Consider the following 21,559-nt stretch of genomic DNA (forward strand, 5'->3'; position numbering starts at 1 on the left):
GTCCGCTCACCCTTCCGCGGCGAGGGTGAGCGCGACGGTTCGCGTGTCGTCCTCGGCCGGCCAGCGTCCGTACCTGCGGCGCCAGTACATCAACGGTCCGCTCGCCTCGTCGTGCACGCCACCGTCCACGGCCGCGCCGACGACGATCGTGTGGTCACCGGCGTCGATCACCCCGGCGACGTCGCACTCGGCGTGCGCGAGGGAATCGGCCGACAGCAGCGGGAGCCCGCCGCGCCGGGAGGGCTGCCACCTCGCCGTCTCGAACCGGTTCAGCGTGCTCGACGCGAACAGTGACGAGGTGCGTTCCCGGCTGTCCCGCAAGAAGTTGACGATGAACTGGCCGCGGTCGACCAGCGCGCTCAGCACCCGGCTGTTCCGGTTGAGACACACCAGCAGCAGCGGCGGCTCCAGAGACACGCTGCACGTCGCGCTGCAGGTGACACCGAGTGGCGCGCCGTCGGCGCCGAGCGTGGTCACCACCGTGACGCCGGACGGGAACGCGCTCATCACCGACCGGAAAGTGGCCGGCTCGAGACAGGCCGCGGCCACCTCCGGAGACACCCGGAGGTCGTGCTGCCCGCGCATGTCACGCCGCCTTGCGGGCGACCACCACGTGGTCGCGGGTGATCGTGTCCGCCCGGAAGACCTGCTCCACCTCGAAGCCGGCCTCGCGCAGATACCCCTCGCAGTCGGACACCGAGTACGCGGAGTTGTCGTCGCGGATCATCGCGCTGTTGAGACGTTGCAGCAGCGTCTCCAGGTCGTCCCGGCTCGGGTCGATCATGACGTCGTAGACCGCGATCCGCCCACCGGGCGAGACCGCCCGGTACGCGCTGTGCAGCAACCGCATCCGCTTCTCCAGCGGCCAGTCTGCCAGCACGTGACCCATGACGATCACGTCCGAGGCGGGCAGCGGGTCGACGAAGAAGTCACCGCCCGCGAAGCGGACCCGGTCGGCCGTGCCCAGTTCCCGCATCAGCTCGTCGCAGAGCGGTCGCAGCGCGGGCAGGTCCACGACCGAGCCCCGCAGGTGCGGATGTGCCCGGGCGATCCGCGCCGCCACGTTGCCGCGGGCGCCGCCCACGTCGGTGAACGTCGTGTACTCCGACCAGTCGAGCCGGCGAGCCAGTTCATCGGCCGTGAAGCCGTTGTGGGCGTCCATGTGCGTCATGACCTGCCGGGCCTTGTCGAGGTCCCGGTAGTAGTCCGGATAGGCGGTCGAACCCTGCGCCGCCACCGACGACTTCGCGTGGCCGTCCCGCAGCGCCTCGGTCAACCGGCCCCACGCGTGGTAGTGCAGTTTCGCGTGCTGGGCGCAGGTGCCGCCCAGGTAGGTCGGTTGCCCGGTCACCAGGAACTCGGCGGTGAGGTCGCTGTTGCGGTACTCCGCTCCGTCGCGTTCCAGCAACTCCAGCCCGACGAGCGCGTCGAGGAAGTCGGGGGTCAGCCGGTGCCGGACGGCCAGTTTCTCCTGAAGCGTGTCCGCCGTGGCCGGACCGTCGGCGAGCAGGTCGAACACACCGAGCTCCACCGCGCTCTGCAGGACCTTCGTCTGGAAGTACGCCGTGTTGAGCCGGACGACGGCCCGGGCCCGGGCCACTGAACTGCGGGGAGGTACGCCAACGGTCATCGTCTGTCCTTACTCCCGATCGGTCGTTGCGGGGCACACCGTCGCACCGGCCGGTCGTGCTCACGTCGAGCGGCGGCCGAGGCCGCTGGCTGTCCAGCGCGGGTCAAGGGCGAATCGAGGTCGGCAGGACAGCCTTGGCCGGTTGGCAACGGTGAAGGGAGACGGGGTGCTGCGGAAGAACGAGGAAGGACCGCGGGGTGGACGGCGGGTGGTCGTGACCGGGATCGGGGTGGTCGCACCGGGCGGCATCGGGACGAAGCAGTACTGGGACCTGCTGACCGCCGGGCGGACCGCCACCCGGACCATCACGGCGTTCGACGCCACCCAGTTCCGCTCCCGGGTGGCCGCCGAGTGCGATTTCAACCCCGTCGAGGCCGGTTTGACCCAGCGGCAGATCCGCCGGTGGGATCGGACCACACAGTTCGCGTACGTGGCGGCCCGCGAGGCGCTCGTCGACAGCGGCATCGTCGGCGAGCTGCACCCGGAGCGCACCGGGGTGATGGTGGGCACCGCGTGCGGGATGACCATCAGCCTCGACCACGAATACGCGGTGGTCAGCGACGAGGGCCGGATCTGGCAGGTCGACGAGGCGCACGCGATGCCGTACCTGTACGACTACTTCGTGCCCTCGTCCATGGCGGCCGAGGTCGCGGGCCTGGTGGGGGCGGAGGGGCCGGTGGGCATCGTGTCCACCGGGTGCACGTCCGGCATCGACGTGGTCACCCACGCCGTGGACCTCATCCGGGACGGCGAGGCGGATGTGATGATCGCCGGAGCGTCGGACGCCGCCATCTCGCCGATCACCGTCGCGTGCTTCGACGCGATCAAGGCGACCACGCCGCGCAACGACGAACCGGAGACGGCGTCGCGGCCGTTCGACCGGACCCGCAACGGCTTCGCGCTGGGTGAGGGCTCGGCCGTCTTCGTCCTGGAGGAGTTCGGCCACGCTCGCCGCCGGGGCGCGCACGTGTACGCCGAGATCGCCGGATACGCCTCCCGGTGCAACGCCTTCTCGATGACCGGGCTGCGTCCGGACGGCGTGGAACTGGCCGCGGCCATCACCGGCGCGTTGGACCTGGCGCGCGTCGACCGGTCCGAGATCGACTACATCAACGCGCACGGCTCCGCGACCAAGCAGAACGACCTGCACGAGACCGGCGCCTACAAGCGCAGTCTCGGCGAACACGCGTACACGACACCGGTCAGCTCGATCAAGTCGATGATCGGTCACTCGCTGGGAGCGATCTGCTCACTGGAGGTCGCGGCCTCCGTGCTGGCCATCGAGCACTCGGTCATCCCGCCGACGGCAAACCTCCGGGAACCCGACCCCGAGTGCGACCTGGACTACGTCCCCCTCGTGGCCCGGGAACAGCGCACCGACGTGGTGCTCAGCGTGGCCAGCGGCTTCGGTGGCTTCCAGAGTGCGATCGTCCTCGCCGGGCCGGGCCGGTGGGCGGCATGACCGCGCCCGGAACCGCCGGGACGGCGCCGGCCCGGGCAACCGGCACCGCGGTGGTCACCGGCCTCGGCGTGGTCGCACCCAACGGCCTCGGCGTGGCGGAGTACTGGGCGGCGACGTTGCGCGGCGAGTCCGGCATCGGCCGCATCACCAGGTTCGACCCGGCGCCGTACTCGGCGCAGCTGGCCGGTGAGGTCACCCTGGACACGGCCAGCCGGCTGCCGAGCCGGCTGCTGCCGCAGACCGACCGCATGACCCAGCTCGCGCTGATCGCGGCCGAGGAGGCGCTTGCCGACGCGGGCGCCGACCCGCGGCAGCTGGCCGACTACGCCACCGGGGTGGTCACCGCCGCTTCCGCCGGTGGCTTCGAGTTCGGGCAGCGCGAGCTCGAGGCGCTGTGGAGCAAGGGCGGCGCGTACGTGAGCGCGTACCAGTCCTTCGCTTGGTTCTATCCGGTCAACAGCGGCCAGATCTCGATCCGGCACGGCATGCGAGGGCCCGGGAGCACCCTGGTCGCCGAGCAGGCCGGCGGGCTGGACGCGATCGCCAAAGCTCGCCGGCACGTACGCGACGGCACTGCGCTCATGCTCGCCGGCGGGGTGGACGGCTCGCTGTGCCCGTGGTCCTGGGTCTGCATGATCCGCTCGGGCCGGGTCAGCCCGGTCACCGAACCGAGCCGGGCGTATCTGCCGTTCGACCTGGACGTCACCGGTCATGTGCCGGGCGAGGGCGGCGCCCTGCTCGTCGTCGAGGATCCCGGCGAGGCCCGGCAGCGCGGGGTGGACCGGATCTACGGGGTGGTCGCCGGGCACGCCGCCACCTTCGACCCGCAGCCCGGCTCGGGCCGGGAGCCGGGCCTGCGCCGGGCCATCGAGCTGGCGCTGCGCGACGCGCGACTGTCCGTGGCGGAGGTGGACGTGGTCTTCGCCGACGCCGCCGGGGTCGCGGCGCTGGACCGGGTGGAGGTCGACACCCTCGCCACCGTCTTCGGGCCGCGGGCGGTGCCCGTGACGGCGCCCAAGACCATGACCGGCCGTCTGCTGGGCGGCGGGGCCGCGCTCGATGTGGCCACGGCGCTGCTGTCCCTGCGCGACTCGGTGATCCCGCCGACCATCCACATCGATCGCCCCGCCTTCGCCGAGGCGATCGACCTGGTCGGATCCGAGCCGCGGGAGGCCACGCTCACCAACGCGCTCGTCCTCGCCCGGGGGCAGGGTGGCTTCAACTCGGCGATGGTGCTCCGGCGTCCCGCATAGCGTCCGGTCGCGCCGCGCCCAGCTCCCGCACGGCGGCGCACCAGGTGTCCCACGACCCGCTCGCGCCCCGGGGCAGCAACGGAACCACCGTGCTGCGCCCGGCGCGGACGGCGGGATGCCGGCGCGCCAGCATCGACAGCCCTTGGCCGGGACCCGCGTCGACAAGGGTGTAGTCGCCGCCGGTCAGCAGCGCGTCCAGGGCCGGCCAGAACAGTACCGGCGCGGACAGCTGCCCGGCCCAGAACTCCGGTCTCCCGGCCTGCTCGCGGTCCACCACCCGGCCGGTCCGGGTGGACCAGATCGGCACCGCCGGGGAGCCGAGTGGCAAAGCCTCGAACGCGGTCGCGAAGGCTCTCGCCTGATCGGCCACGGCGGGACAGTGGAAGGGCTGCCGGGCGCCGACCCGCCGGCTGACCAGCCCGGCTGCCCGCAGCTCGCGCTCCACGTCGGACAGGCGTGGTTCCGGCCCGGCCAGCACCGTCTGCCGCGGCGCGTTCCGCGCGCCGATCACCACGCTGCCCGGCTCGCCGGCGACGCCCAGGTACGGTGCGAGTTCCGCGGGCGTCGCGCTCACGGCGAGCAGGCCGCCGGGCGGTGCCGTGGCCATCACCACCGAGCGTGCCAGCATGACGGCGGCGGCACCGGGCAGGTCCAGCACGCCGGCGAGAGCGGCCGCGGCCAGTTCGCCGACGCTGTGCCCGAGCAGTGCCACCGGCGGACATCCCCGGGCGTGCAAGGCGCGGCCGAGGGCGTACCCGATCGCGAACAACAGGGGTTGTGCGGTCCCGGCGTCGTCGAGCGAGACCGCCGGCCGGTCGGCGAGCCAGTCCGTACGCAGCCGGCGCCCCGGTGCGCCCATGAGCTCGAAGAACTCGTCCATGACCGCGCTGAAGACGGGTTCACGGCCGTACAGTTCCACGGCCATGCCGTGATGCTGGGCCCCCTGACCGGCCATCAGCAGGGCGATCGGACGCCCGGTTCCCTCGTACGTCATCGGTTCTGGTCTCCGCTCCTCGTCGGTCACCGCGTGGCCGGATCCTCGCCCGCCGCCCTGGAGCGCCGATCGAGCGGGCACGGCCTCCAGCGGCGTTCCGGCCGGAGTCGAGCCTCGCCCGGCACGCTGCCCCGGAAACACTGGAACGCGGGGAGGTAGCAAGCCGATGAGCCCTTCTAGCTACGACGTGCTCGTGGTGGGGGCCGGCCCGGTCGGCCTGACGGCCGCCTACGAGCTGGCTCGGCGCGGCGCGGCGGTACGAGTGGTCGATCAGGCATCCGGGCCGGCCACCACGAGCCGGGCGACCGCCACCCACGCACGCACCTTGGAGACCTACCACCAGATGGGGCTCATCGACGAGTTCCTGCGGCGCGGGCAGCGGGTCGAGCACTTCACCATGCACCAACGGGGACGGCGGCTGATCCGTCTCGACACCGACTACTCGAGCGTGCCGACCCGGTTCCCGTTCACGCTCCAGGTGGACCAGGTCACCACCGAGGAGATCCTGCGGACCGCACTGCGGCGCCTGGGCGTCACGGTGGAATGGGGTGTCGGCCTGACCGGGCTGGACCAGACCGACGACACGGTGACCGCCGCCCTGCAGCACGCCGGCGGCGGCATCGAGCAGGTCGAGGTGGGGTGGCTGGTCGGCGCGGACGGCGGCCACAGCGTGGTCCGCAGGCAGCTCGGTTTCACGTTGGTCGGCGAGTCCTCGGAGACCTGGCTGATCGCCGACGCGGTCCTCGACGCCGACCTGCCGCGCGACAGCCTGCACTGGATGCACGCCGGGAACGGCACGATCATGCTGGTGCCGTTCCCGGAGCCGGGAAAGTGGCGGCTGCTGGACACGGTGGACGTCGACGGCGCCGACGACGCCGACGCGGTCGCCAGGCGATTCACCCGCAAGATCACGAAGGCTCTCGGCACGCCGGTCCGGGTGTCCACCCCCAGCTGGGTCTCGGTCTTCACGATCCAGCAGCGCATGATCCGGCAGATGCGTTCCGGGCGTTGCTTCGTCGCCGGCGACGCGGCGCACGTGCACAGCCCGGCCTCCGGCCAGGGCATGAACACCGGCATCCAGGACGCGTACAACCTCGGCTGGAAGCTGGCCGACGTGCTGCGCGGTCACGCGGACGACGCGCTGCTGGACAGCTACACCGCCGAGCGGGTGCCGGTCGGCGCCACGCTGCTCGGCACGACCAGGACGGCCACCGCGCTCGTGGCGCTGCGCAACGCCGCCGCGCCCGTCACCCTGCCGATCGGGCTGGGTCTGCTCAACCTGGCCACGCCGCTCAAACGGCGGGTCGAACGCAAGATCATGGAGGGGATGTCCGGTTTGGCGTTGCACTACGGCGCCAGCCCGCTGAGCCAGCCGGTGGTCGCGGCCCGCGGCATCGGGCCGGGGTACCGCGTCGCCTGCTCCGGAGAGACGGCGCTGGCCAGCGCCGGTTGGCGGGACATGTGCACCGAGTTGACCGACCCGCGGTGGACGTTGCTCGCCACCACCGACGACACCGGACCGGACGGGCTCGCCGCGGTGCTGGCGGACGTGGAACGTGACTTCGGCCGGGCCCTCTCGGTGCGCACGGTCGCCGACACCACCGACATCGCCGGCACGTACCCGGGGCCGCTCGGCGACCCGGGCGGCACGCTGCGCCGCCAGCTCGGCCTGGACGCCGGGGAGTACGCCCTGATCCGCCCGGACGGCTACCTGGCGGGCAAGGGCCGGATCGCGGGCGAGCAGGGGCTGACGGCGCTGCTGCGCCGGTGCGGCCTCGTCCCGCACGAGCCCGAGCCGACCCGCTGATCCCGCTGATCCCACCGAGGAGTGCCACCATGCGCATCATCGACCTGTCCACGCCGATCGACGCCACGGTCTGGGAACCGAACCCGACCGAGCACACGGTGCTCTCTCCCGCCGAGGGCGCCGTGCACATGGCGGAGAGCATGCGGGAGAACCACGGCCTCGACTTCGACCCCGCCGTGCTGCCGGACGGCGAACTGCTGTCGCTGGACACCCTGCGGCTGACCACCCACACCGGTACCCACGTGGACGCGCCCTCGCACTACGGCTCCACCACCGAGTACGGGCCGCCCCGCCACATCGACCAGATGCCATTGAATTGGTTCTTCCGGCCCGGCCTGGTGCTGGACGTCTCCGACGCGCCGGTCGGCACGGTGGGCGCGGACCGGTTGCGGCAGGCCTTCGACCATGCGGGCCGGGCACCAGAGCCGATGGACGTGGTGCTGCTGTACACCGGCGCGAACACCCTCGCCGGTACGCCCAAGTACTTCACCGACTTCGTCGGACTCGACGGCCCGGCCACCGACCTCCTGCTGGATCGGGGTGTGCGGGTCATCGGCACCGACGCGTTCAGCCTCGACGCGCCCTTCGGTCACATGATCGTGGAGTACCAGAAGAACGCGGATCCGAGCGTGCTGTGGCCGGCGCACTTCGCCGGTCGCCGGCGCGAGTACTGCCAGATCGAGCGGTTGAACAACCTGGAAGCGCTGCTCGACACGCCCCGCTTCACGGTGTGCTGCTTCCCCGTGAAGATCGCCAACGCGGGCGCCGGCTGGGCGCGGGCCGTGGCGCTGGTCCCGGAGGAATGAGCCACGGCCGGCCCGGCCCGGACGGGTCAGCCGGCCCCGGCACCGTCGTACACCCACTGGGTGCTGTGCGCCGCCGCGCGGAAGCACGGGTCCGCCAGGACCCCGCTGAGATGCGCGGCGGTGGTGTGCACGCCGGCTCCGCCGACCCGTAGTTCGTCCAGGGCCAGACGCATCCGCGTGATCGCCTGCTCCCGGTCGGGCGCCCAGACGAGGACCTTGGCCAGCAGCGAGTCGTAGCTGGCCGGCACCCGGTATCCCGGAAAGGCGTGGGTGTCCACCCGGACGAACGGGCCCGACGGAGCGACGAACTCGGTGAGGACGCCGGGGGTGGGCATGAAGTCACGGGCCGGGTCCTCGGCGTTGATGCGGCACTGGATCGCCACCCCGCGCGGGCGTACGTCCTCCTGCCGCAGGCCCAGCGGCATGCCCGCGGCCACCCGCAGCTGCTCCCGTACCAGGTCGACGCCGGCCACCAGCTCGGTCACACCGTGCTCGACCTGGAGACGGCAGTTGGCCTCCATGAAGTAGAACTCGCCTGCGGCGTCCACCAGGAATTCGAAGGTGCCCACGCCCGCGTACCCGGCGGCCCGCGCGCCGCGGACCGCCGCCTCGGCGATCCGGCCGGTCAACTCCGCGGGCAGGCCGGGCGCGGGGCTCTCCTCGATGAGCTTCTGGTGCCGCCGCTGCACCGAGCAGTCGCGTTCGCCGAGATGCAGACAGTTCCCGTGCAGGTCGGCGAGCACCTGGATCTCGACGTGCCGGGGTGCGGCCAGGTACCGCTCCAGGTACACCCGGCCGTCACCGAAGAGCTGCCGGGCGGTTGCCGTGGTCTCCCGGTACGCCTTCGTCAGCTCGTCCGGGCCCCGCACCACCCGCATGCCACGGCCGCCACCGCCGGCCGTGGCCTTGATGATCAACGGGTATCCCACGGCGCCGGCCGCCCGTGCGGCCTCCTCCTCGTCGCGCACCGGGTCCAGCACGCCGGGCAGCAGCGGCAGCCCGGCCGCGGCCATCGCGGTCCGCGCGCTCATCTTGTCGCCGAGCTGCCGCATCGCGGCGACCGGCGGTCCGATGAAGGTGAGTCCGCTCGCCGCGCACGCCTCGGCGAAATCGGCGTCCTCGGAGAGGAAACCGTACCCGGGATGCACCGCCTCGGCTCCGGTCATCAACGCGGCCTCGATGATCGCGGCCGCGTTCAGGTAGCTCGCGCGCGGCGCCGCCGGCCCGATCACGACCGTACGGTCGGCGAGCCGGGTGACGGCCGACCCACGATCGGCCTCCGAGCAGACGGCCACCACGCGGATGCCCAGTTCCCGGCAGGCGCGGGCGACCCGCACCGCGATCTCACCGCGGTTGGCCACCAGCACCGTCCGGAACATGCCGTCGGTCACGACGGGTCCAGCTCGAACAGCGGCTGGTTGTACTCCACCGGCTCGCCGTCGGCGTGCAGCACCTTGCCGATCCGCCCGGCCGCGGTGGCCTCGACGGGGATCATGAGCTTCATCGCCTCGACGATGCCGACCTGCTGACCTGCCACGACCAGGCTGCTGGGGCGGACGAAGGGCTCGGCGCCGGGCGAGGGCGCCAGGTAGAAGGTGCCGACCGCCGGCGCGGTGATGTAGTCGGCGGGCGGCCCGCCGGCCTGGTCCACCGGCGCGGCCGGGGCACCCGCCGGGGCACCGGTCTCCGGTCCCGGCACGGCCCAGGTCATCTCGATCCACACCTCACCGGCGCGCACGCTGAGCGTCGCCGGGGGCGGACCGCCGAGGCGCAGCAGCCGGTCGGCCGCCTGCGTCGCCTGCCGGAGCGCGGACGAGGTCCCGGCGTCGTCGTGGGGTTCGCCGCTGCGTTCGGGCAGGTCGGGCTGCGGCTCGGCGAGCGCGCGGCCATTCGGTGCGGGCCGGAAATTGTCCACCGTTCTCACTCCATTCCCATGCTGTCCGAACGGGGCGACGACAAGCCGCCGAACGCTTCGAACCGGCGGGAGCGACGGCAGCGGATCTCCCCCGCCGACAAGTCGCCCAGCTCCGCCAGGGTCGCGGTCAGGGCGGCGCGCAGCAGTTCCGCGGCGGCCGCGTGGTCGGTCTGCGCGCCGCCGCCCGGCTCCGGTATCACGCCGTCGACCACACCGAGTCGCAACAGGTCGGGTGCGCTCACCCCCAGCGCGGCGGCGGCGCGGGGCGCCTCGGCCGCGTCGTTCCACAGGATCGCCGCGCATCCCTCCGGGCTGATCACCGAGTACACGGCGTTGGCGAGCATCAGCACCCGGTCCGCGACGGCGAGCGCGAGAGCACCGCCGCTGCCGCCCTCGCCGGTGATGACCGCCACCACCGGCACCGGGAGTTCGGTCAGCAGGCGCAGGTTCTCGGCGATGGCCAGGGCCTGCCCCTGCGCCTCGGCCTCTATCCCGGCGTGCGCGCCGGGTGTGTCGATGAGTGTGACGACGGGTGCGCCGAGCTTCGCCGCCAGCCGCATCAGCCGAGCCGCCTTGCGATAGCCGGCCGGCGACGCCATGCCGAAGTGACGCGCGGACAGTTCGGCCGCCGTATGCCCCTTCTGGGTGCCGACCATCACCACGGGACGCCCGTCGAGGCGGGCCAGTCCGCCGATGATCGCGGGGCAGTCCTTGGTCAGGCGGTCGCCGTGCAACTCCAGGAAGTCGGTGAAGACCCGGGCGGCGTAGTCCGCCGTGGTCGGGCGTGTGATGTCCCGCGCCCGGCGGACCGACTGCCACGGGTCCCGCTGGTGGAGAGCTTCCGGGTCGGTCACGGTGCCGGCGTCCAGCCCGGTCCGGTCCGCCGGGGCCGCCGGCGCGGTCAGCGCGAGCAGCCTGCCCAGCAGTGCCCGTTGGTCCCCCCGCGGGCAGACCAGGTCGAGGTGCCCCTGGTCGCGCAGCGCCTCGGCGGTCTGGAAGCCGGTCGGCAGCGGCTTGCCGAGCAGCTGTTCGATCACCCGGGGACCGGCGAAACCGAGCCGGGCGCCGGGTTCGGCGAGGATGACGTCGGCCAGGGTGGCGTAGGAGGCCGCGACGCCGCCGAACGTCGGGTCGGTGATCAGCGAGACGGTGAGGATGCCGGCCGCGTCCAGCCGCGTGAGCGCCTGGGTGGTCCGGGCCATCTGCATCAGGGAGAGCACGCCCTCCTGCATCCGGGCGCCACCGGACGCGGTCACCATGAGCAGGGGAACCCGGCGCGCCAGGGCGATCTCGGCGGCCCGGGTGAGCAGATCGCCGACGGCCACCCCCATGCTCCCGCCCAGGAACCGGAAGTCCGACACCGCGGCCACCAGCGGCTGGCCGTGGATGGTGCCCGTGGCGACCAGCATCGCCTCGCGCATCCCGGTACGCCGCCGGGCCCGCTCACGGCGGCGCGGATACGGCTCGGTGTCGCTGAACCCCAGCGGGTCGGTGTCCGTCGACGACGAGTCCACCAGCCGCGCCGAACCGGGATCGAACAGCGCGTCGAGCCGCTGCGCGGCGGTGATCCGCAGATGGTGCCCGCAGCCGGGGCACACCCACAGCCCGCGCAGGAGCCGGTTGCCGAGATGCACGGTCCGGCAGCCCGGGCAGAGTGCCCAGGACACCGCATCGGCCGCCCGATCCGTGCTCACCGCAGTACTGGTCATCGCAGGCCTCTCCGTTTCGACGCCGGGCCGCCAGTGTGCGAAGCGGGCATCGAAGGCGCGTCAAGCCGCGCTGGAACCGGCCCGGCCACCGGGATCGCGGCGGGCTCTCCACCGGGACTCGATCGTCGTTCGACGGGCGCGGCGCAGCGTCGTCACCGGCGGATCGGCTGTCCCGAGCGCCGGCGGACAACGCCGGCGCGTGGCCGCGGACCGGAAGGTTGACGACATGGCGGAGCTCAGCATCGAGACCCTGTTTCAGCTACTCAAGGAGAGTGCCGGTGAGGAGGAGGGCATCGACCTCAGCGGCGACAGCATGGACCGGGAGTTCGAGCTTCTCGGCTACGACTCGCTGGCGATGCTCAACACCGTGAGCCGCATCGAACGGGAGAACGGCATCCGGCTGCCCGACTCGGTGGTGGCGGACGCCCGTACCCCACGAGAGCTCCTCGACGAGGTCAACAACCGGCTTCAGGCGAACGCGTAGCGACGGAGAGGCAATACGGTGTGCGGAATCGTCGGCTGGGTGGACTTCCAGCGTGACTTGTCCGGTTCGCGAGCGACGGTCCAGGCGATGACCGACACGATGTGCTGCCGGGGGCCGGACGCGGAAGGGCTGTGGCTCGGCCGGCGGGCCGCGATCGGGCATCGCCGGCTCGCGGTCGTCGACCTGGCCGGCAGCACGCAGCCGATGACCGTGGAGACCGACGGCCGGACCGCCGTGGTGCTGACCTTCTGCGGCGAACTGTACAACTTCGTGGAGCTCCGGCACGAGCTGGAGGGGTACGGGCATCACTTCCGCACCCGCGGCGACACCGAGGTCGTGCTGCGCGCGTACCTGCAATGGGGTGCGGACATGGTGACCCGGTTCAACGGGATGTTCGCCCTCGGTGTCTGGGACGAACGGAACCAGGAGCTGCTCCTGGTCCGGGACCGGATGGGCGTCAAGCCGCTGTACTACTACCCCACCCCCGGCGGCGTGCTGTTCGGCTCGGAACCCAAGGCGATCCTCGCCAACCCGCTCGCGTCGGCCCGGGTCGCCGCCGACGGGATGTGCGAGGTCCTGGACATGGTCAAGACGCCCGAGCACGCCGTGTTCTCCGGGATGGCGGAGGTACGACCGGGCCACCTGGTCCGGGTCCGGCACACCGGTGTCACCCGCCACCGGTACTGGACCCTGGCGGCGCAGCCGCACGCCGACGATCCACGGTCCACGGTGCGACACGTGCGGGACCTGTTGGACGACACGGTCGCCCGGCAGTTGGTCGCCGACGTGCCGGTCGGCACGCTGCTCTCCGGCGGTCTGGACTCCTCGGCGGTCACCGCCCTGGCCGCGGGCACCCTGCTGCGCGGCGGCGCCGGTCCGGTGCAGTCGTTCGCCGTCGACTTCGTCGGTGCCGATGAGCATTTCGCCCCGGACGCGGTGCGCGGCGACGCGGACAGCCCGTTCGCCCGGGAGCTGGCCCGGCATGTCGCCGCGGACCACACGGAGGTCCGGCTCGACAGCGAGCAGCTCACCGACCCGGCGGTACGGGAGCGGGTCCTCGCCGCGACCGATCTGCCACCGGCGTTCTGGGGCGACATGTGGCCGTCGCTGTATCTGCTCTTCCGCGCCGTCCGCGACCGGTGCACCGTGGCGTTGTCCGGTGAGGCGGCCGACGAGCTGTTCGGCGGGTACCGCTGGTTCCACAATCCGAGGGCGGTCGGCGCGTCGACGTTCCCGTGGCTGACCTCCGGCTCGGCCCGGTACTTCGGCGGGCTGTCGCTGCTCGACCGGGGCCTGATCGAGAAGCTCGACATCCCCGCCTACCGGGCGATGCGGTACAGCGAGGCGCTGGCCGAGGTGCCGGTGCTGCCCGGCGAACCCGCCGCGGAGAGACGGATGCGTGAGGTGTCCTACCTCAATCTGACCCGCTTCGTGCAGACCCTGCTGGATCGCAAGGACCGGATGAGCATGGCCGTCGGCCTCGAGGTACGCGTCCCGTTCTGCGACCACCGGCTGGTCTCGTACGTGTTCAACGTGCCGTTCCCGATGAAGACCCTCGACGGCCGCCCGAAGGGCCTGCTGCGGGCCGCGATGGACGATCTCCTCCCGCGCTCGGTGCTGGACCGGGTGAAAACTCCCTATCCGGCCACCCAGGACCCCGGTTACGAGATCGCGCTGCGCGCCGAACTGACGCGCGTCCTGGCGGACCGTGATGCGCCGGTGTTGCCGCTGCTGGACCGGGACCGGGTGCGACGCCTGCTGGACCGCCCGCTGCACGGCTCGAGCCGGCCGTACGACCGGGGTGGTCTCGAGATGGCTCTCTGGCTCAACGACTGGATCAGCCGCTACGACGTCGCCCTCGATTTCTGAGGTGCCGCTGGCATTCCCTTGCGCCGAGCCGGGGAATGCGGTCGCGTCCGATGACCGTAATGGTGCGGTCCGGAATCCGGTGCGGTGTCGCGCCCCGAACCGGAGAATGCGTCACGAAATCACCCACATCATCGCCCCGGCAAAACCATCCGGAGGAATCCACAAGGACCCGCACCGGGTGCAGAACCTTTTCCCGGGCAAGGACACGTCATCATCCGGAGCCCGCCAGGGGGAATAGCGGCGGGGCGAACGGACGTGCCGGCAAAATCCGGCGGCACCGGCAATGCCGGTGGCGCGGCGGTGGCGTCGAGAACGATGGTGACGCCGGTCCGCGTCTCCGACACGGCCGGAAAATGTCACGGATAGTAACCCCACCTCGGGATGTCCGGATCGGCATCATCCGCAAGGGCTGCCGCACCTGCGGCTGCACGTGCAGAATGCCGTGCTCCTCACCATCAGTGACCGGGCCGACGAGGTGCCGCTGCTGCGCCGGCGACCGGACGACCCGCCGGGAGGAACGATCTCATCGGCGGCCCCGGCTCCGGCGTGCCACCACCGGCGGACGATCGCCATCATCGACAAGGCTCGCAACGACCGCCGAATGTGCAGCTCAGCGCCCTTCCGGCGACACGCGAGTCAATGGTCGCGATCCGGATTCCGCCTTGACACCCGACAAGGCTGAATCACGGGAATCAATGTTACATTCGTCACACAGGATGAATGCCGCGACCGCGCACGCCCGAGAACCGGCCGGGCGGAATGGGAAATGTCAGCACCTTCACCACTCGCTCCGAGCGGCTCGGGGAAAGTGTGCAAGTTGCACGTTGATCAAGGGCGATAATGCTACACTCTGCTCCGTGATGGTTACGGAGAGTTGAAGTTTTGCGGGCGGCAATGATGCCGCATTGCGGCGCATCCACGACGGACTGTTTCGTATTCGCCGTGCTGGGCCAGCACGGCATCACTCTCCCCGCGTCCCGCGCATCCCGGCCGTACCCGTTCCCGCGGAGCGGGGAACGGCCAGGGCTCGGCACCCTGTCCCGTCGGCCATGCGGTTCACGCCGAGCCGCTGCCCACTGACGCCGAGCGTTTCCACTTCCTGTCCAACCCCGGGGGCTTTCGCATGACCGTTGCCGTGATGTCATCAATGAGCGTGCTCGTGGTGGAGTCCCATCCACTGTTGCGTGGTGGCCTCGAGGCGCTGCTGAGTGCCAATGACGACATGACTGTCATCGCCGCTGTGTCCGGGATCGAGCAGGCCCTGCACGCCATCCCGCTGAGCCCTCCGGACGTCGTGGTGTTCGGCATAGACGAGCGCGTACACGAGGTGAGCGGAGCCCTGGCCCGGCTCCTCGCCGTGGGCGGCGGCCAGCGCGTCGTGATCCTGGGCCCCGACGACCATCCGGGCCATGCGGAGTCGCTGCTTCAGCAGGGCGCACGCGCCTACCTGCCGAAGGACGTCTCCCACGGCTATCTGGCCTCGGTGATTCGAGAGATGTGCCGGGAGGACGAGCGGGTCTTCATCTCCGCGTACCCGTCCGCCATCCCGTCCCTGACCCGCAGCGGCACCCGGGTGCTCTCCAACCGGGAACGCGAGGTGATCGTGCTGGTCGCCCAGGCGATGAGCAACGCACAGATCGCTCGCAAGCTCTCGATCACCAAGGGCACCGTCAAGCGCCACCTGCACAACATCTTCGCCAAGCTCAACGCGGTGTCGCGCATCGACGCCGTGAACAAGGCCCGCGCCCTCATGATGATCGCCGCGACCATACGACTGGACCTCTGATCCCGTCCCCGGCACGCCGGCCCGGCTGAACAGCGACGCTCGAACACGTCTCGACCGACCGGCCGCAGGATGCGGTGCATGAAGGCACTCGTGTTGGCCGGTGGCACCGGCAGCCGGTTGCGCCCGTTGACGTACTCCCTCCCCAAGCAGCTGATCCCGGTCGCCAACGAGCCCGTGCTGCGCCATTGCCTGGAGAACATCCGGGTCATGGGCGTGCGGCAGGTCGGCATCGTGCACGGCGAGCACGGCGAGCAGATCAGGGCGGCGTTCGGTGACGGATCGGCCCTGGGCCTGCACCTGACGTACATCCGGCAGGAGAGACCGGCCGGGCTCGCGCACTGCGTACGCATCGCCGCGGACTTCCTCGCGGACGAGGACTTCGTTCTCTACCTGGGTGACAACGTGGTCGTCGGCGACCTGGCGGGCGCCGCGGACGAATTCCGTGCCCACCGCCCGGCGGCGAAGCTGCTGCTCGCCACGGTCGACGACCCGAGCAGGTACGGCGTGGCCGACCTGCGGCCGGACGGCGGCCTCCGTGCGGTGGTGGAGAAGTCACCCCGCCCGCCGAGCCACCTGGCGATCATGGGCGTCTACTTCTTCACCTCGGCGATCTGCGCCGCGGCCCGCCGGATCACGCCGAGCGCGCGCGGCGAGCTCGAGATCACCGACGCGATCCAGCACCTGATCGACGCGGGCCAGACCGTCTCCGCCCGGCCCTTCACCGGTTTGTGGAAGGACACCGGAACCGTCGAGGACCTGCTGGACTGCAACCGGTTGCTGCTGGACCGGCTGCCACCGGAGATCGCCGGCGAGGTCGACGCCGGCACCGTCGTGCACGGCAGCGTGACCGTGGAGCGCGGTGCCCGAGTGACCCGCTCGGTGCTGCGGGGCCCGCTCGTGCTCGGGGCCGGCACCGTGGTCGAGGACAGCCAGATCGGCCCGTACGTCGCCGTCGGGCCGGAATGCAAGGTGCAGAACGCGGTCGTGCGGGGCTCGATCCTGCTCGCCGGCGCCGTCATCCGGGGGCACCCGCCGGTGATCGGCGAGATAACCAACGGCTGGTGGCACATGCGCGCCCCGGCGAACCCCTCGGTTCAGGACTGGAGTGCATCGTGATCAAGGCTCTTCCCGAGTTCCCGTGGTCGGCGCTCGCGCCACTGCGTGACAGCGCGGCACAGCACCCGGACGGCATCGTCAACCTCGCCCTGGGCACGCCCGTCGACGCGCCACCGGACTTCGTCCAGCGGGCTCTGTGCGAGGCCGCGAACGCACCGGGCCATCCGGCGACCGAGGGAACACCGGCCCTGCGTGAGGCGGCCGCGGCGTATCTGCGCCGGCGGTTCGGCGTCGCGGCGGAACCCGAGGCGATCCTGCCGTCGGTCGGCACCAAGGAGCTGATCGCGTGGCTGCCCACCGTGCTGGGCGTGGGTCCGGGCGACCTCGTCGCCTATCCGGAACTCGCGTTTCCCACCTATGAGGTCAGCGCGCGGCTGGCCGGCGCCACGCCGATGCCGGTGAACCTGGACCACGGCCTGCCCGACCCGGCGCCCCGGGTGCTCTGGCTCAACACGCCGTCCAATCCCGACGGCCGGGTGCTGTCCGCGGAGCGCATGCGCGAGATCGTGTCGTGGGGCCGCGACCGGGGGGTCCTGGTCGTCAACGACGAGTGCTACCTCGAGTACGGCTGGGAACAGCAACCGACCTCGATCCTGCACCCCGACGTCTGCGGCGGCTCACACACCGGAGTCCTCGCCGTGCACACCTTGTCCAAGCGCTCGAACCTCGCCGGGTACCGGGCCGGGTTCGTCACCGGGGATTTCCGCATCGTGCGGGAGATGCTCGAAGTACGCCGGCACGCCGGCCTGATCCTGCCCACGCCGATCGCCGCGGCGATGGCCGCGGCGCTGGCCGACGACACGCACGTCGAGCTGCAGCGGGAACGCTATGCACGCCGCCGGGCCTGGCTGCGCCCCGCGCTGGAGGCGCGCGGCCTGCGGGTCGATCATTCCCACTCCGGCCTGTACCTCTGGGCCACCAGGGACGAACCCTGCTGGGACACCGCCGCGTTCTTGGCCGGCGAGGGCATCCTCGGCGCGCCGGGATCGATCTACGGCCGGCCCGGCGAGAACCACATCCGACTGGCCGTCACCGCGACCGACGAGCGCATCACCTCGGCCGTGGCCCGGCTCACCGCCTGAGAACAGCCGGCACACCGGCATTCCATTCGCCACCCTGGAGGGCAGATGCAAGCACGCCGCCTATTCACCTCGGAATCGGTCACCGAGGGGCACCCGGACAAGATGGCCGACCAGATCAGCGACGGCATCCTCGACGCCATGCTGGCGCAGGACCGTGCCAGCCGGGTCGCCGTGGAAACGCTGCTGACCACCGGCCTGGTGCACGTCGCCGGCGAAGTCGCCACGACGGCGCGGGTGGACATCCCGGCGATCGTACGAGAGACGGTGCGCGACATCGGGTACGACTCGTCGGCAAAGGGGTTCGACGGCGCCTCGTGCGGGGTCACCGTGTCGGTCGGAGCGCAGTCGCCGGACATCGCCCGGGGTGTCGCCTCCGCGGTCGAGCACCGCGACGGCGAGCGGGACGCCCGCGACCAGCAGGGCGCCGGCGACCAGCAGGGCGCCGGCGACCAGGGGCTGATGTTCGGCTTCGCCTGCCGGGAGACACCCGAGCTCATGCCCCTGCCGATCGCCCTGGCACACCGGCTGGCCTGGCGGCTGTCGAACGCCCGCAAGGACGGCGCCGTGCCGTACCTGCGGCCGGACGGCAAGACCCAGGTGACCATCGAGTACGACGGCGACCGGCCGGTGCGGCTCGACACCGTGGTCGTCTCCTCGCAGCACGCCCCCGTCGTCTCGCTCGACGCGATGCTCGCACCCGACATCCGTACCCACGTCGTCGAGCCCGAGCTGGCCGGATTGGAGCTGGACACATCCGGATACCGGCTGCTGGTGAACCCGACCGGCCGCTTCGAGATCGGTGGTCCGATGGGCGACGCCGGCCTGACCGGCCGGAAGATCATCGTGGACAGTTACGGCGGTTACGCCCGGCACGGCGGCGGGGCGTTCTCCGGCAAGGACCCCTCGAAGGTGGACCGCTCGGGCGCCTACGCGATGCGCTGGGTGGCCAAGAACGTGGTGGCGGCCGGCCTGGCCGAACGGTGCGAGGTGCAGGTCGCGTACGCCATCGGCAAGGCACGTCCGGTCGGGCTGTTCGTCGAGACCTTCGGCACCGAGGCGGTGCCGGCCGAGCGGATCGTCGCCGCCATCGACGAGGTCTTCGACCTGCGGCCCGCCGCCATCATCGAGGATCTCGGCCTGTTGCGTCCGATCTACCGGCAGACGGCCGCCTACGGGCACTTCGGCAGGGAACTGCCGGACCTGACCTGGGAACGCACCGACCGGATCGCCGAGCTGAAGGCCGCCGTCAACGCCTGATCGTGCACACCGAAGGAGCCCAGCATGACGATCGCGACGCGGTTGGCGGAGCGGGAGGACAACCGGCTGCCGGCCCGGCTCGCCCGGTCCCTGCGGACCATCACGACCCGGGCCGGCCTGCCGATCGAGGAGTTCGACAGCTGGTTCGCCGAACGCCGCCGGGCCCACCGCTTCGCCGTCGAGCGGCTGCCGCTCGCGAAGCTCCAGGGCTGGTCGTCCGAGCCGGGCGGCAACCTGGGCCACCACAGCGGGCGGTTCTTCCGGGTGGAGGGGCTGCACGTCACCGTCGGTGCCCGCGAGTGGCAGCAGCCGATCATCGTGCAGCCCGAGGTGGGGATCCTCGGCATCCTGGCCAAGGAGTTCGACGGCGTCCTGCACTTCCTGATGCAGGCCAAGATGGAGCCGGGCAATCCCGGTCTGCTGCAGCTCTCCCCGACCGTGCAGGCCACCCACAGCAACTACACCGGAGTACACCGCGGCGCCGGGGTGAAATACCTCGATCACTTCATCGGTCCGGGCCGGGGCCGCATGCTCACCGACGTGCTGCAGTCGGAGCACGGCTCCTGGTTCCTGTGCAAATCGAACCGCAACATGATCGCGGAAACCACCGACGACCTGCCGCCGGACGACGACTTCCGCTGGCTCACCCTCGGACAGATCGGCATGCTGCTGCAACGGGACCACGTCGTGAACATGGACGCGCGCAGCGTGCTGGCCTGCGCCCCGACGACCCGGCCGGAGGCCGGCGCGCTGCACTCCGACACCGACCTGCTGTCCTGGTTCACCATGGAACGGGCCCGGCACGACGTACGGGTCCGGCGCGTCCCGCTGGCCGACCTCCGCGACTGGGTGCTCACCGACGAGGACATCCGCCATCGCGACAACCGGTATTTCCGGGTCACCGGGGTGTCGGTCGAGGCCGGCAACCGTGAGGTCACCTCATGGATGCAGCCGCTGTTCGAACCGGTCGGGCTGGGACTGTGCGCGTTCCTGGTCCACCGCTTCGGCGGGGTGCCGCACGTCCTGGTCCACGCCCGCGCCGAAGGCGGCTTCCTGGACACCGTCGAGCTCGGACCGACCGTGCAGTGCACTCCGGAGAACTACGCCCACCTGCCGGAACATGAGCGCCCACCCTTCCTCGACCTGGTGTCCCAGGTCGGAACGGACCGCATCCGGTACGCCGCGGAGCACTCCGAGGAAGGCGGCCGATTCCTCAACGCCACCAGCCGCTTCCTGCTCGTGGAAGCCAGCGAGGCCGAGGCGGCCGACGAACCCCCGCCCGGGTTCACCTGGGTGACCCCCGGCCAGCTCAGCTCACTGAGCCGGCACGGGCACTACCTCAACGTCCAGGCCCGCACCCTGCTGGCCGTCGCCGGCCTGTGTCAGGGCCGGCTGTAGGCGCGCTGTCCGGCGTCCCGGGCGAACGCGTCGACGCAGCGCCGCAGCGCGGTGTGCAACGGCACCCGGGGACGCCAGCCGGTGGCCGTCCGGAAGCCCGACGCATCGATCACGATGCTGTGCATGTCGGTGGCCGTGGCGACGTCGGGCGGCGGTACGCAGACGACCGGCACCGGGGGTCGTCCCGAGCGGGCGGCGACCAGATCGGCGATGGTCCGCAGCACGTCGCCCAGGGGCACACCACGTCCCGTGCCGAGCGGCCAGTGCCCGCCCGCAAGCAGATCCACGTGGTCCAGCCCGGCGAGGAAGGCGTCCGCCGCGTCGTGCACGTACAGCAGGTCACGCTGGACCGTGCCGTCGTTCCACAGGGTGAGTTCCTCGCCGGCGAAGGCCTTGCGCACCATGGTCGAGACCACGCCGCGGCCGGTGAGCCGGCCGCGAGGGCTGTCACCGTAGACCGTGGGCAGCCGTAGCGACACGCCGCGGACGGACCCGGCGGCGGTGGCCGCCTTGAACACCTGCTCCGCGGCGTGTTTCTGCCGGTCGTAGGTGGTCGTGGGCCGGTCCGGCTCGCTGCCGTCCAGCGGCAGCCGCTGCGGCACGCCGGCCTGCGAGGTGGAACCGGCGAACACGACCGTGGGCGGCGGGGCCGTCCCGCGCCGCTCCCGCAGCACCCCGACGAGGTCGCGCGCCACCCCGACGTTCACCCGCTCGCTCGCTGGGTCGCTCGCGGCCTCACGCCAGCCGGCGGTGTGCATCAGCAGATGGATCACCGCGTCCGCGCCGGCGACCACGGCTTCGAGCTCCCGGCGGGCCGTGAGATCGGCGGACCGTACCTCGACCTGGGCCACGGCGCCGGCCGGCGCCGACTGCGGCCGGCGGCCGACGGTGCGCAGCCGGATCGGCCGCCGGGCGAGGGCTTCGACGACCGCGGCGCCCACGAAGCCGGAACCACCCAGCACCACGACCAGCGGCCGGTCCGCTCCGGCCG

18 protein-coding genes are annotated in these 21,559 nt (G+C 71.8%); 11 read left to right on the forward strand and 7 right to left on the reverse strand.

The window, feature by feature from the left end:
* Positions 1–6: 6 nt before the first annotated feature.
* Together Apa02nite_RS02515 and Apa02nite_RS02520 are read right to left on the reverse strand one after the other, a co-directional pair.
* Positions 7–585, reverse strand: coding sequence for a flavin reductase family protein (locus tag Apa02nite_RS02515; protein ID WP_203823631.1), 579 nt, complete (start codon positions 583–585; stop codon positions 7–9).
* A 1-nt stretch (position 586) separates the two neighbouring features.
* On the reverse strand, positions 587–1,630 hold the full coding sequence (locus Apa02nite_RS02520; RefSeq protein ID WP_203823632.1) for a methyltransferase: 1,044 nt from the start codon (positions 1,628–1,630) through the stop codon (positions 587–589).
* A 151-nt stretch (positions 1,631–1,781) separates the two neighbouring features.
* Here Apa02nite_RS02520 and Apa02nite_RS02525 point away from each other — a divergent pair, with 151 nt between their 5' ends.
* Entirely contained in the window at positions 1,782–3,092 is a 1,311-nt protein-coding gene (locus Apa02nite_RS02525; RefSeq protein ID WP_275412420.1) for a beta-ketoacyl-[acyl-carrier-protein] synthase family protein, read from the forward strand.
* Positions 3,089–4,345 carry a ketosynthase chain-length factor gene (locus Apa02nite_RS02530; protein ID WP_203823633.1) on the forward strand — a complete coding sequence of 419 codons (1,257 nt, stop codon included), beginning with the start codon at positions 3,089–3,091 and terminating at the stop codon, positions 4,343–4,345. The genes Apa02nite_RS02525 and Apa02nite_RS02530 overlap by 4 nt, the downstream gene beginning before the upstream one ends.
* Here the strand turns inward: Apa02nite_RS02530 and Apa02nite_RS02535 are convergent.
* A complete protein-coding gene (locus tag Apa02nite_RS02535; protein ID WP_203823634.1) occupies positions 4,311–5,339 on the reverse strand; it encodes an acyltransferase domain-containing protein in 1,029 nt (342 codons plus the stop codon). The two genes, Apa02nite_RS02530 and Apa02nite_RS02535, sit on opposite strands and share 35 nt — an antisense overlap.
* A gap of 166 nt (positions 5,340–5,505) precedes the next feature.
* Between Apa02nite_RS02535 and Apa02nite_RS02540 the strand changes: the two genes are divergently transcribed.
* Complete coding sequence (locus Apa02nite_RS02540) at positions 5,506–7,146, forward strand: FAD-dependent oxidoreductase (RefSeq protein ID WP_203823635.1); 1,641 nt, start codon at positions 5,506–5,508, stop codon at positions 7,144–7,146.
* Between the two features lie 29 nt (positions 7,147–7,175).
* Complete coding sequence (locus tag Apa02nite_RS02545) at positions 7,176–7,952, forward strand: cyclase family protein (protein ID WP_203823636.1); 777 nt, start codon at positions 7,176–7,178, stop codon at positions 7,950–7,952.
* Between the two features lie 26 nt (positions 7,953–7,978).
* Here Apa02nite_RS02545 and Apa02nite_RS02550 read toward each other — a convergent pair whose 3' ends face one another.
* From Apa02nite_RS02550 to accA, 3 genes are read right to left on the reverse strand one after another with little or no spacing between them, the layout of a single operon-like run.
* A complete protein-coding gene (locus Apa02nite_RS02550) occupies positions 7,979–9,331 on the reverse strand; it encodes an acetyl-CoA carboxylase biotin carboxylase subunit (RefSeq protein WP_203823745.1) in 1,353 nt (450 codons plus the stop codon).
* 8 nt (positions 9,332–9,339) lie between these two features.
* Complete coding sequence (locus tag Apa02nite_RS50835) at positions 9,340–9,867, reverse strand: acetyl-CoA carboxylase biotin carboxyl carrier protein (protein ID WP_239164069.1); 528 nt, start codon at positions 9,865–9,867, stop codon at positions 9,340–9,342.
* Between the two features lie 5 nt (positions 9,868–9,872).
* On the reverse strand, positions 9,873–11,576 hold the full coding sequence (accA, locus tag Apa02nite_RS02560) for an acetyl-CoA carboxylase carboxyl transferase subunit alpha (protein WP_203823637.1): 1,704 nt from the start codon (positions 11,574–11,576) through the stop codon (positions 9,873–9,875).
* A gap of 226 nt (positions 11,577–11,802) precedes the next feature.
* On the opposite strand from accA, the gene Apa02nite_RS02565 reads away from it, so the two are divergent.
* The 7 genes from Apa02nite_RS02565 (at position 11,803) to Apa02nite_RS02595 (ending at position 20,568) form a co-directional block, all read left to right on the forward strand.
* Positions 11,803–12,060 (forward strand): acyl carrier protein, encoded by a 258-nt coding sequence (locus Apa02nite_RS02565; RefSeq protein ID WP_067687403.1) that lies wholly within the window; start codon positions 11,803–11,805, stop codon positions 12,058–12,060.
* Between the two features lie 18 nt (positions 12,061–12,078).
* On the forward strand, positions 12,079–13,929 hold the full coding sequence (asnB, locus tag Apa02nite_RS02570; protein ID WP_203823638.1) for an asparagine synthase (glutamine-hydrolyzing): 1,851 nt from the start codon (positions 12,079–12,081) through the stop codon (positions 13,927–13,929).
* A 1,147-nt stretch (positions 13,930–15,076) separates the two neighbouring features.
* On the forward strand, positions 15,077–15,715 hold the full coding sequence (locus Apa02nite_RS02575) for a LuxR C-terminal-related transcriptional regulator (protein ID WP_203823639.1): 639 nt from the start codon (positions 15,077–15,079) through the stop codon (positions 15,713–15,715).
* Positions 15,716–15,793: 78 nt separating this feature from the next.
* Positions 15,794–16,831 carry a glucose-1-phosphate thymidylyltransferase gene (locus tag Apa02nite_RS02580; protein ID WP_203823640.1) on the forward strand — a complete coding sequence of 346 codons (1,038 nt, stop codon included), beginning with the start codon at positions 15,794–15,796 and terminating at the stop codon, positions 16,829–16,831.
* Entirely contained in the window at positions 16,828–17,913 is a 1,086-nt protein-coding gene (gene dapC / locus Apa02nite_RS02585; protein WP_275412417.1) for a succinyldiaminopimelate transaminase, read from the forward strand. The genes Apa02nite_RS02580 and dapC overlap by 4 nt, the downstream gene beginning before the upstream one ends.
* A 45-nt stretch (positions 17,914–17,958) precedes the next feature.
* Positions 17,959–19,170, forward strand: coding sequence for a methionine adenosyltransferase (metK, locus tag Apa02nite_RS02590; protein ID WP_203823641.1), 1,212 nt, complete (start codon positions 17,959–17,961; stop codon positions 19,168–19,170).
* A gap of 24 nt (positions 19,171–19,194) precedes the next feature.
* Positions 19,195–20,568, forward strand: coding sequence for an NDP-hexose 2,3-dehydratase family protein (locus Apa02nite_RS02595; protein ID WP_203823642.1), 1,374 nt, complete (start codon positions 19,195–19,197; stop codon positions 20,566–20,568).
* On the opposite strand, the gene Apa02nite_RS02600 is transcribed toward Apa02nite_RS02595, so the two are convergent.
* Positions 20,553–21,533: an NAD-dependent epimerase/dehydratase family protein gene (locus tag Apa02nite_RS02600; protein ID WP_203823748.1), complete on the reverse strand. Its 981-nt coding sequence runs from the start codon at positions 21,531–21,533 to the stop codon at positions 20,553–20,555. The two genes, Apa02nite_RS02595 and Apa02nite_RS02600, sit on opposite strands and share 16 nt — an antisense overlap.
* Between the last annotated feature and the right edge of the window lie 26 nt (positions 21,534–21,559).

The sequence above is a fragment of the Actinoplanes palleronii genome (assembly GCF_016862315.1).
Lineage (GTDB): Bacteria > Actinomycetota > Actinomycetes > Mycobacteriales > Micromonosporaceae > Actinoplanes > Actinoplanes palleronii.